Here is a 265-nt window from a genome sequence, read left to right as displayed (position 1 = left end):
GAATTACTTAAGCTCTCACTCATTGAGACTGAGTTACTGAGGCTTTCACTCATGGAAACGGAGTTACTTAAACTTTCGCTCATCGATACAGAATTACTTAAGCTTTCGCTCATTGATACTGAGTTACTTAAGCTTTCACTCATCGAGATGGAGTTGCTTATGCTCTCGCTCATTGATACCGAGTTGCTTAAGCTTTCGCTCATCGATACCGAGTTGCTGAGACTTTCGCTCATTGATACCGAGTTACTCATGCTTTCGCTCATCG

At 42.3% G+C, this 265-nt stretch carries 1 pseudogene; it reads left to right on the top strand.

Features of this window, described 5'->3' with window-relative positions:
- A pseudogene (locus tag LMB56_RS00015) lies at positions 1 to 265 on the top strand (hypothetical protein); the annotation flags it as partial.

It is taken from the genome of Limosilactobacillus reuteri (genome assembly GCF_020785355.1).
In the GTDB taxonomy this organism is placed as follows: domain Bacteria; phylum Bacillota; class Bacilli; order Lactobacillales; family Lactobacillaceae; genus Limosilactobacillus; species Limosilactobacillus reuteri_I.
Note: the sequence above shows the minus strand (reverse complement) of the source record. Positions and strands in the feature narration are given on the sequence as shown.